This window comes from Rathayibacter sp. AY1B6, from assembly GCF_002932755.1.
Lineage (GTDB): Bacteria > Actinomycetota > Actinomycetes > Actinomycetales > Microbacteriaceae > Rathayibacter.
Map to the genome: position 1 here is coordinate 144,770 of NZ_PSWL01000005.1, position 11,472 is coordinate 156,241.

Here is an 11,472-nt window from a genome sequence, read left to right on the forward strand (position 1 = left end):
GCCCGCGGGCGCGGAGGAGGCTCACCTGCCTCGCGCGAGACCGTCCAGGGCCTCCGCGGCGCGATCGGCCGACGCGAAGCCCGACTCCTCGGCCAGCTGCGCGAGGTCGGCGCGGGCCCGCAGCCGGGAGCCGATCCGTCGGCGCAGAGCCCCGGTCCGTCGCAGATCGATCTCGGCGGCGGGCGTCCGGCCCAGGATGGCGAAGGCCGACTCCAGCGCCCGGTCGGACACCCCCAGCGCCCGGGCCAGCTCGCCCGCGGTGAAGCGGTGGTCGCGATGGCGCACCTCGATCACCGCCACCGCGTCCGCGTAGACCCGGGCGGCATCGCGGCGCGGATGAAGCGGAGCGCTGCGCTCGACCACCGCTTCGAGCATCAGCTCGCCCGCCCGCAGCGCGCCGGGCGGAGTGCCGGGCTCCAGGAGGCTGTTGGCGAGGGCACGCAGCGGCGTCCAGACCGGTGCCGGCACCGGCACGACCTCGCCGAGGCGGTCGCGCACCCACGGTCCGCGCCGCGCCGACGCGTCCAGACGCCACACGTAGGCGAGCGTCGATGCGGTGAAGTCGACCCGTCCGGACGCCCGCGCGTCGAGGAGGACGACACTGTCCGAGCCGACCTCGAGCCGTCGCCCCTGGTACTCCAGCGACGCTCCGCCCTCGGTGACGAGGACCGCGCGCGGACCCAGCGTGCTGTCGTGGAGCTCGGCACCCGTCGGCTCGAGGCGGACCCCCTGAGGCGCCCACACGCGCATCAGGCGACGTCGAGCCTCCCCCGCGACATCGACCCGCAGCCCCGACGCACCCGCGGCCAGCTCGTTCCAGGCCGCGACGACCCGCTCTCCCTCTGTTCCCGACCGGCCCGTCATCACCCTCCCCGTGGTCCAGACCGGAATCCTCTCCGACGGACGCCCACCCGCCGTGGATATGAGCCTTCTCACAGGAGCGCTCGGCCGGCGGTTCGCCCAGCGGCCGGACGGTGTCCCGGCGACGGGGACACGACGGGGCACACGCCCGGCGCACGCCCGGTCCTCACGGCCTGCTGTCCAGCCCGCACAGCGCCTGCTGCGCGGACTCGATCGAGGCGAAGCCCGACTCCTCCGCCTCGCGCACGAACTCGGCCGGGTTCCGCGGTCGGCCTCCGATCCGATGGCGCAGCTCTCCGGCTCGGCGCCGGTCGAGCTCCTCGCGGACCGTGCGCCCCAGGAACGAGAACGCCCGCGCGAGGGACCGCTCGGACACGAGCATCTCGCGGGCCAGGATCCGAGCGGTGAAGGCGGGGTCGCCGTACCGGTCCTCGATCAGCGCCATCGCCTCTCCGTAGACGTGGCCACCGCCGCGACGGGTCCGCGGCGCCGCGTTCTCGACGACTGATCGCAGAAGGATCTCGCCCGCCCGGGCGACCGCCGGCCGCTCGGAGAGGGCCGGGTCGCCGTCGACGACGCCGTTCGTCAGAGCGCGTGCGGGCGCCCAGAGCGCGGGCTCGACCGGCAGCACCTCGCCGAGCCGCTCCCTGATCCACCGGCTCCCGAGGACCCGGTCGTCGAACGCCCAGCTGTAGGTCACGCTGGGCCCGGGGAAGAGGAACTGCGTCTGCGGCTCGGCCTCGAGGATCACCATCTGGTTCCCGGAGGGCTCGAGCACCCGTCCCTCCTGCCGGACGACGCCGCCGCCCTCGACGATCAGCATCAGGTGGACGCCGGACGCCGGACGGGACTCCGGCGCGGCCGCCGGGTCGAGGCGGCACCCGAGCGGCGCCCAGACCCTCGAGACTCCGTTCCCGGGCGCGCCCGCTCCCTCGATCCGCACGCCGGGAGCACCTGCTCCCGCGTTGTTCCACCGCTCGTGCATGTACTCGTACATCGCCGCCGTCGATGCCATCCGGCTCTCCCTCCCCCTGTAGGCGTCCGATCCGCGAGCACTCGTCGCGTGGATCGGCCTCTTCGCAGGAGCATTCGCAGCTCCGCGGGACGCCGATTGTCACGGGATCGATGACATCACGCTCCCCCGGCGCCACCGGCCGCTCCGGAGACTCCCCGACGACGACGAGGTGTCGACGATTTCCCTGATCAGATCGCCGATCCCTTCTTCGTGCCCTCACTCGACGACCCGGCGCGGCGTCACTTCCGCCTCAGGCCGGCGCCACTTCCTCCTCACCTGTCCTCCGTCACTTGGCCGGGTCGAGGAGCCGACGGAAGACTCCCCAGCGGCACGACGACCGCCGTGTCCGCCGGCGGGCCGAGCGAGGGACGACCGTCTCCCGCTCGGCCCGCAGGCGAGAAGAGATCCCGAGGAGCTTCACCGTGACTTCCGACACCACCCCTGCTGGACAGGGTCCGCTGAGCCGACGCACCGTCGTCGCCGGCGCCACCTGGTCCCTGCCCGTGATCGCCGCAGCGACGGCCACCCCCGCCGCAGCGGCCTCGACCACTCAGACCCTCGCCTTCGGCCCGGTGCCGGCGAACAGCATCGCCTGCACGGCGACGACGGCGCCGATCACGATGACGCTCACCGGCGGCATCGTCTCCGGCGTCCCCGTGCGGGTCTCGCTCCCGGCCGGCTTCCGGTTCCGGTCGGGCGCGACCGGCACGTACGTGACCGACGGGAGCGGAGTCGCCACCATCCCGGCCGGCGACGTCATCGTCGGCCCCTCGGCCGGCACCGCCTCCGCTGCCGCCGGCTCGGCGCAGGCCAGCACCTCGCTCCCGGTCCGGCAGACCGGCGTGCTGGAGTACGGAAGGGTACCCGACCCGATCCAGGACAACTCGGGCTGGGTGCACACCTATTCGCAGGGCGAGGACGGCAACGTCTCCATCAAGGCGAACGGCGACGTCTGGCAGTACACCAGGGCCGACGGCTGGAAGAAGCTCGGGACGGGTGCGTCCACCGAGCCGAGCGCCGCGGGCCTGGCGAGCCAGTCGGCGGACGGGAAGTACTACGCCCACTGGATCAAGGGCGGAGTCCTGCAGTACTCCACCGGTCTGGCCTCGGTCATGAACAACTCCGGCTTCGTCCGCACGTACGGCCAGGGCGCCGACGGGAACGTCTCCGTGAAGTCGAACGGTGACATCTACAGCTTCACCCTCGTCAACGGAAACGGCAAGAAGGCGTGGGCCATGATCGGCACCGGCGCCAGCACCGAGCCGAGCGCGGCGGGCCTCAGCAAGACTGCGGCAGGTGTCGTCGATGTGGTCTGGATCAAGAACGGGGTCGTCCAGCTCGGCAAGGGTGCAGCAGCCACCCTGCCGAACAACTCCCAGTTCCTCCGGGTCTACGGTCTGGGTTCGCGAGGCGCCGCCGCCGTGAAGTCGAACGGCGAGCTCTGGCAGTACGACCCCGGAAAGAATGCGTGGAACCAGGTCGGGACGGGCGCCGACACCGGACCGAGCACGGTCGGGCTGACGCAGCAGCAGAACGGCGACTCCTTCCTCCACTGGATCAAGAACGGCGTCCTGCGGTACAGCAGCGGGCTCGCGAGCGTAGAGGAGAACTCCGGGTTCGTCCACACGTACGGCTTCGTGGCCGATGGGGCCGTCGCGGTGAAGTCCAACGGCGACGTCTGGCACTACGTCCTGGCGACGCGCGTGTGGACCAAGGTCGGCACCGGTGCCAGCACCGAGCCCAATACCGCCGGGGTCACCCGGAAGGCCGACGGCACTCTCGCCGCCCACTGGATCAAGACGACGACCGCCTGCGCCTGACCGGCTCCCGACGGCCCTCCACGCCCGAGTCCTAGCGGGCATCGGTCGAGGAGGGCCGTCACTGCTCCTCCCGCCCGGGTCCGAGCGCCACCTCCTCGGAGGAACGCGCCGTCCCCTGCCCGCGCCTTCTCCTCCCGACTTAGCGTGGACCCCGCCCGCGCACCCCGTCCCCGCTGTGAAGGAGCCCGGTGACCGCCTCCGAGCAGCCGGCCGCCACGAGCGGCCTCGTCGAGTCGCTGCACCTGAGCGGTCCCCGAGCCCACGCCTGGCTGAGGAGCGTCGGCTGGGCGTCCGAGCAGAGCGCGCCTCCCCTGCAGGTCGCGGGCGACGTGCTCGCGATCGACGGCTTCCGGCTGAGCCGCCTCTGGCACACGCCCGGGACCCTCCTGACGGACCGACCCGCCCGCCCCGAGGACCGGGCCGCCGTCGACCTCGTCGTGCCGGTCGCCGGAGAGGTCCGGATCGAGGGCCACCGCGCCGCCGTGCGCGTGAGGCCCGGCGGGTTCGCACTGCTCCGCAGCGACGACGGCATGCGGATCGGCGCGGACGAGGACTCGGCCTGGCTGGCCCTGCGGACGCCCTGGCAGCGCCTCGGGCTCACCGGCGCCCCCGCCGGGGAGGAGCCCCACGAGCATCCCGCCGCCGACGGCTACAGCGGAGCCTTCGTCTCACTGGTCAACGCCACCCTGAACGCGGCCTTCTCGCCGGAGGACCCCGGACTCCCCGAGCTGCGCCGCGCACTCGAGGCGACGGCCGCCGCCCTCGTGAAGCAGAGTCTGCGCACAGAGCATCCGCAGGGCGGACTCGCCGCCCTGTTCCTGCGGGCGACCGCTCTCATCGACGCCGAGGCGGGCGACTCGGGCTTCACGGCTGTCGAACTGGCGACGAGGCTCGGGGTCTCCCGGGCGACCCTCGACCGCGCGTTCCGCCGGAGCGGGACCACCGTGGCCGCCTCCCTCCGCGACCGGCGCGTGTTCCTCGCCACGTCGCTGCTGGCCGCCCACCCCTCCTCCTCACCCGCGGCCCGAGCCGCCGTCGCGAGGCAGGCGGGCTTCCCGACCCTGCGGTCCATGGACCGCACCCTGGGCCGCGCGCGCGTTCTGCCCCGCGACTGACCCTCCCGAAGGACGCGGCCGGTACCGCTCTGCGGACGCGCGCGCGTCGAACCGGTTCTACCCTTCGCCGGGAGTGTCGCAGAATTGATCCGGTTAGGCTCTTCACGTTGACGTCACCATAGTGTTACCGTGAACATTGCCGCGTACGAAGCCGGCACACTCCCTCCCCTCAGCAATGGTGCCGACCCTGGAGCAAAGCGCGATGAAGCCTTTCCTGCGACCACTCGTCCTCGTGACGGCCGTGGCCCTCACCGTCCCTCTTCTGACGGCCCAGTCGGCGAGCGCCGCTCCGTCCGACAGTCTCGTCCTGCGCTATGCGCTCGACGAGACGAGCGGCACGACCGTCGCCGACAGCTCGGGCAAGGGCCGCACCGGCACGCTCGTCAACGGAGCCGCTCCTCGTGGAGCCGCGGGCGTCGTGCTCGACGGGACCGACGACTACGTCAAGCTGCCCGACAATCTGCTCGCGGGCCTGAACTCGATCACGGTCAGCACCGAGGTCCTGGTCAACGCGAACCAGGGCACGCCCTACTTCATCTGGGGCCTCGGCAACACGACGAACGGCGCCGGGAACGGCTACCTCTACACGACGGGCAACGGCTACAAGGCCTCGATCGCCACCGGCAACTGGACCACCGAGCAGACCGTCAACTCCAACGCGGACCTCGCGCGCAGCGTCTGGAAGACCCTCACCTACACGCTCGACGACGCGAGCGACACCGCCCGCCTCTACCTCGACGGCACCCAGGTCGCACAGCAGACCGGAGTGACCATCACTCCCGCCGCGATCGGCAACGGCACCACCACCGCGAACGCGATCGGCCGCTCCGTCTACACCGCCGACAAGACCCTCGCCGGTTCGGTCCGCGACTTCCGCGTCTACAGCACCGCGCTCAGCGCGGCCGACGTCGCGACCCTCCAGGCCACGGACAGCACCCGCGTCTCCCGCGACTCCGCCGCCCTGAACCTCGGCGACCTCTCCTCGGTGCAGGCGAACCTCGCGCTGCCCACCAGCGGCCCGAACGGCTCCGCGATCACGTGGAGCTCCAGCAACCCCGCGGTCGTCTCGACGAGCGGAGTCGTCACGCCGCCGGCGACCGGCGTCTCCTCGGTCACCCTGACCGCCACGAGCACCCGCGGCTCGGCCTCGACCACCCGCACCTTCACCGTCACCGTGCCCGCGAAGGACGTGAACGCCGACGCCCAGAAGGCGCTCGACGCCCTCTCGATCGTCAACGCCGGCGACGTCCGCGGCAACGTCACGCTGCCCGCGAAGGCCGGCTCCTACGACGTCGCCTGGTCCTCCTCGAACACGGCCGTGCTCAGCACGACCGGCGTCGTGAAGCGCCAGTCCGCTGCCACGCCCGTCACGCTCACCGCCACGATCGCCGGCACGACCGCGACCCGGCAGCTGCCCGTCACGGTGAGCGCGGCTCCCGCGAACCTCGACACCGAGTACGACGCGGGCTACCTCTGGACCCACTTCGCCTCGACCGACTACGAGAAGATCTACTTCGGCTCCAGCACCGACGGCCTGCACTGGTCGAAGCTCAACAACGACAAGGCCGTGCTCGCCAACCTCGGCGGCACGCTCGGCGTCCGCGACCCGCACCTCGTGCGCTCCCCCACCGGCGACGAGTACTGGATCATCGGCACCGACCTGCACGCCGAGGGCACCGCTCCCGGCGGCACCTGGGACCAGACCAACGCGAGCAAGAACCTCGTCGTCTGGCGCTCGACGGACCTCGTGAACTGGAGCGATCAGAGCATCGTCTTCGCCGGTTTCCCCGACGCGGGCAACGTCTGGGCTCCCGAGGCGATCTGGGACGACGCGACCGGCCAGTACTACGTCTACTGGGCCGCCCGCGACAAGACGCTGACCGGCGGGGCCTCCGCCCAGCGCGTCTACGTCTCGACCACGCGCGACTTCGTCAGCTTCTCCACCCCGAAGGTCTGGCTGGACGAGAACCCCGCCGCCGGCGGCGGGAGCCGCGGCAGCATCATCGACACGACCATCGCGAAGGAGGGGGACACGTACTACCGCTTCTCCACCGCCGACTGGCGCACGGTCGTCGACAAGGCCCCGAGCCTCGCCGGCCCGTGGACCCGCGTGATCGGCTTCGGCGAGGAGAAGTCCCGCGGCCTCTCCGACCACCTCGAGGGCCTCACCGTCTACCAGCTGCCCGACGGCCGCTGGGTCGTGATGGGCGACTCGTTCGGCTACTCCGCCTACGTCACCGACACCCTCGCGGACATGCGGTTCACGGCGCTTCCCGTCGGCACCACCGGCGCGAACACGTACTCGTTCTCGAAGCCCTTCCGCCACGGCTCGGTGCTCCGCCTCTCGAGCGCCGAGGAGGCGCGCCTGACGGCCGCCTACGGCACCAGCAGCACCGGCCCCGCCGCGAAGCCGGTCAACGCGGCCGGCGAGATCCTCCGCTACACCTTCGACGGCGGCTCGGGCACCACGGTGCGCGACAGCTCGGGCAACAACCAGAACGGCACGCTGCCCTCGGGCGGCACCTGGAAGGACGGCGCCCTGCAGCTCGACGGCACCGACGACTACGTCAAGCTGCCGAACGACCTGCTCGCCGGAGTGACCGACCTCACCATCCAGTCCGACGTCTGGATCGACCCCGCGCAGGGCGGCAACTACTTCCTCTACGGCCTGGGCAACACCACGAACGGCGCCGGCGACGGCTACCTCTTCACCTCGGGCAACAACTACCGCACCAGCATCGCGACCGGGAACTACACCACCGAGCAGACCGTCGCCGGCGGCTCGGCCCTCCCCCGCGGCACCTGGGCGCACCTGACGTACACGCTCTCCGGCACCACCGGCACGATCTACCTCGACGGAGTGAAGGTCGCCAGCGGCACCGTCACGACCGACCCGAAGGACATCGGCGGAGGCTCCACCTCGGCGAACTACATCGGACGCTCGAACTACGACGCGGACAACCGCTTCCGCGGACAGATCCGCGAGTTCTCGGTCTACAACCGGGCGCTCAGCGCCTCCGAGGTGCTCGCCGCCTCCGGCAACACGTCGGCCCTGGTCGACCTGTCGCTCAGCGGAGACGTCCTGAAGACGGCCCCGATCGTCGACTCGGCGAGCCGGACGGTGACCTTCCCGGTGAAGCCGGGGACCGATCTGACGAAGCTGACCCCGACCTTCTCCACCGCGGCGGGAGTCACGGCGAGCCCCGCCTCCGGCACCGTCCGCGACCTCTCCACCCCGCAGACGGTCGTGCTCACGCCCGCCACCGGCGGCACCGCGACCACCTGGACCCTGAAGGCCGTCGTCGTGAAGTCCCCCGTCCTGGCCGGCCTGAACGCGGACCCGAACATCGCGGTCTTCGGCGACACCTACTACCTGTACGCCACCTCGGACGGCTTCGCCGGCTGGGGCGGGAAGACCTTCTACGCCTGGTCCTCGAAGAACCTCGTCGACTGGACCCGCTCGGAGCAGCCCTTCCTCACCCTCGACGGCGCGAACGGCAACGTGCCGTGGGCGACCGGCAACGCCTGGGCGCCGACGATCACCGAGAAGAACGGGAAGTACTACTTCTACTTCTCCGGAGAGAACTCCTCGCTGAACCGCAAGACGATCGGAGTCGCGGTCGCGGACAGCCCGATGGGCCCGTTCACGGCGCAGCCGACCGCGATGATCACCAACGGCGAGTCCGTGCGGTCCGGTCAGGCGATCGACCCGGCCGCGTTCACCGATCCGAAGACCGGGAAGAGCTACCTCTTCTGGGGCAACGGCGACCCGCTCTACGGCGAGCTGTCCGACGACATGGTCTCGATCAAGCCCGGGACCATCAAGAAGATCAGCGGTCTGACCGACTTCCGCGAGGGCGCGTTCCTGAACTACCGCGACGGTCTGTACCACATGACCTACTCGATCGACGACACCGGCTCCGAGAACTACAGGGTCGGCTACGCCACCGCGACGAGCGTCGACGGACCGTGGACGTACCGCGGTGTGATCCTCGAGAAGGACCCGTCGCAGGGCATCCTCGCCACGGGCCACAACTCGATCGTCAACGTGCCCGGCACGGACGACTGGTACATCGCGTACCACCGCTTCGCCATCCCCGGCGGAGACGGCCAGCACCGCGAGACCACCATCGACAGGGTATTCTTCGACCCGGCCACCGGCCTGATGAAGAAGGTCGTGCCGACCCTCACGAGCGTGGCGCCGCAGACGGTCGTCGACACCGCACCGCTCGCGGCCTCGATCTCGGGGAAGGCGACCGTGGGCAGCACGCTGACCGCCTCCGCCTCCTCCCCGTGGACCGCGACCGGCTTCCAGTGGAAGCGCGGCGGCACCGCGATCAGCGGCGCGACGGCGTCGAGCTACACGCTCACCGCCGCCGACCGCGGAGCGACGATCTCGGTGGCCGTGACCGCCGCGAAGCCGCAGTGGACGCCGGCGACGGCCTCCGCCTCCGTCGGCCCCGTGACCGACACGGCTCCCGCCCTCGCCGTGACCGCGACCTCCACGACGCGCTGCGTCGCCGGGAAGATCGTCGTCACCGCGACGGCCACGAACCCGAACGCCTTCGCCGCGAAGATCGTGATCGGCACGACGTGGGGCTCCAAGAGCTTCGCGGACGTCGCTCCCGGCGCCACCGTCTCGGCCGCCTTCACCACCCGGGCGACCAGCGTGACCGACGGATCCGCGACCGCCACGGCGACCGCGTTCGTCGCCGGGAAGCCGGCCACGGCCTCCACGACCGCCCCCTACTCCGCGGCAAGCTGCAGCTGACCCGCGGGCATCGACCCACCCCCACTGAGATCGAGCCGGCGACGACGCCGGCCGAAGAACGGAGAACACCCGACATGAACACCCGATCCCTTCTGATCCGCGGAGCCGCCGGACTGGCCGGAGGCGTCCTCCTGCTCGGAGTCGCCGGAACGGCTTTCGCCGCCGAGGCCAACTACGGCAACGACGACGTCGACGTCAACGTCAACATCGCCGACCTGCCCGGGACCGGTGCCCTCTCGATGACCGTCGCCGCGGACTCGACGACGCTCACCGAGGCCGGCTCGGACAACGTCCGCCGCCAGTTCACCGGCACCCTGCCCACCGTCACGGTCACCGACACCCGTGACGCCGCGGACGTCTCCCCCGACTCCGCGTGGTACGTCATCGGCACGGCGAGCGACTTCACGTCGGCCGACGGCTCGACCATCGGCGCCGAGAACCTGGGCTGGACCCCGGACCTGGTCGACGGTGGAGACCTCGGCGAGGTCGCCGCGGGCGACGAGGTCGGCACCGTCATCGACGGCGGCGTCAACGGCGTCGGCCTGAAGGGCAAGGAGCTGCTCGCGATCGTCGCCAGCAACTCCCAGCAGGTCAACCCCGAGGGCTCCTGGAGCGCCGACGCCGACCTCTTCCTCCGCACCCCCGTGAACGTGGACGCCGGCGCGTACTCGTCCACCATCACCCTGTCGCTCTTCGAGTGACCCGTCGCGGCCGGGGACGCACTCCCTCGGCCGCGATCCCATCACGGCCGACGCGGCCGGGCCCGCCCGCCCGGCCGCGTCGTGCTTCCCCCGTGCGACCATGAGGTTCTGATGACTGCTCCGCGCCGCTCCGCCGCTCCCCGCCGCCCGCTCCTCCCCGCGCTGCTCGCGCTCGTCGTCGCCCTCCTCGGCGTGGGCGCCGCCCCGCTGGCCGTCGCGGCCGACGGCGCGATCACCTGGGCGGTCAGCCCCTCCACCGACGGCGTGCCCGACAAGCGCGCGTGGGTCGAACTCGAGCTCGCCCCCGGCGCCAGCGCCTCGGACGAGGCGGTCGTGCGGAACCTCAGCGACCAGCCCGTGACCTTCAGCATCACCAGCGCCGACGGCTACTTCACCGATACCGGCCGCTTCAACATGCTCAACTCCGACCAGGAGTCGGTCGACGCCGGACTGTGGATCTCCGCCCCCGAGACCGTGACCGTCGATCCGGGCGGCAGCGGCGTGGTGCCGTTCACCGTGACGGTCCCCGACAACGCCACCCCCGGCGACCACGCCGCCGGCATCGCCGCCTCCGTCCTCTCGCAGGGCACCGAGGCGGGAGGCGCGAACGTCGGAGTGGAGAGCCGCATCGGCTTCCGCGTGATGACCCGCGTGACCGGCGAGGTGACCCCCTCCTTCTCCGTCGAGGACCTGGCCAGCGACTACCGCCTCTCCTGGAACCCGTTCCAGCCCGGCTCCCTCTCGCTCGTCGCCGACGTGGTGAACACGGGCAACGTGCGCCTCCTGCTCGACGGCACGGCGAGCGCTCAGGGCGCCACCGCCCCCGTCGTCGCGGCCGATGCTCCCCAGCAGGAGCTGCTGCCCGGCGACCGGCGCAGCGTCTCGGTGCAGCTCGACGGCATCTGGCCCCTCTTCGGAGTCGGCGCCGATCTGACCATCGCGCCGACCGTCGCCGCGGCCGATCAGGAGCCGGTGTCCGCCGCTCCCGTGACCCAGTCGATCACCGTCGCGGCCGTGCCGGTACCGCAGCTGCTCGTGCTGCTGGGCGTGGCCCTGATCCTGGCGGCGCTGCTCGCCGGCCGCTCGCGCTCGCGCCGCCGCGTCGCCGCCCTGGTCCAGCAGGCCAAGGAGGAGGGCCTGCGCGAGGGCGCCCGCGTCTCCTCCTGACCCCCTCCTCCCCCCCTACCCC

General features: G+C 71.8%; 7 protein-coding genes. 5 read left to right on the plus strand and 2 right to left on the minus strand.

Features of this window, described 5'->3' with window-relative positions; translation table 11 throughout:
- Window positions 1-21: 21 nt before the first annotated feature.
- Window positions 22-864, minus strand: coding sequence for an AraC family transcriptional regulator (locus C5D08_RS04140; protein WP_104355577.1), 843 nt, complete (start codon window positions 862-864; stop codon window positions 22-24).
- Window positions 865-1,027: 163 nt separating this feature from the next.
- Window positions 1,028-1,876, minus strand: coding sequence for a hypothetical protein (locus tag C5D08_RS04145; protein ID WP_104275959.1), 849 nt, complete (start codon window positions 1,874-1,876; stop codon window positions 1,028-1,030).
- A gap of 422 nt (window positions 1,877-2,298) precedes the next feature.
- Between C5D08_RS04145 and C5D08_RS04150 the strand changes: the two genes are divergently transcribed.
- The 5 genes from C5D08_RS04150 to C5D08_RS04170 all read left to right on the plus strand — a co-directional run bounded on the left by C5D08_RS04150 (window position 2,299) and on the right by C5D08_RS04170 (window position 11,450).
- Window positions 2,299-3,696, plus strand: a complete 1,398-nt coding sequence (locus C5D08_RS04150; RefSeq protein ID WP_104275960.1) for a hypothetical protein — start codon at window positions 2,299-2,301, stop codon at window positions 3,694-3,696.
- A 188-nt stretch (window positions 3,697-3,884) separates the two neighbouring features.
- Window positions 3,885-4,811: an AraC family transcriptional regulator gene (locus tag C5D08_RS04155; RefSeq protein ID WP_104275961.1), complete on the plus strand. Its 927-nt coding sequence runs from the start codon at window positions 3,885-3,887 to the stop codon at window positions 4,809-4,811.
- A gap of 202 nt (window positions 4,812-5,013) precedes the next feature.
- Complete coding sequence (locus C5D08_RS04160) at window positions 5,014-9,582, plus strand: family 43 glycosylhydrolase (protein WP_181110185.1); 4,569 nt, start codon at window positions 5,014-5,016, stop codon at window positions 9,580-9,582.
- A gap of 74 nt (window positions 9,583-9,656) precedes the next feature.
- Complete coding sequence (locus C5D08_RS04165; protein ID WP_104275963.1) at window positions 9,657-10,283, plus strand: hypothetical protein; 627 nt, start codon at window positions 9,657-9,659, stop codon at window positions 10,281-10,283.
- Between the two features lie 111 nt (window positions 10,284-10,394).
- Window positions 10,395-11,450 (plus strand): WxL protein peptidoglycan domain-containing protein, encoded by a 1,056-nt coding sequence (locus C5D08_RS04170; RefSeq protein ID WP_104275964.1) that lies wholly within the window; start codon window positions 10,395-10,397, stop codon window positions 11,448-11,450.
- Window positions 11,451-11,472: the final 22 nt, after the last annotated feature.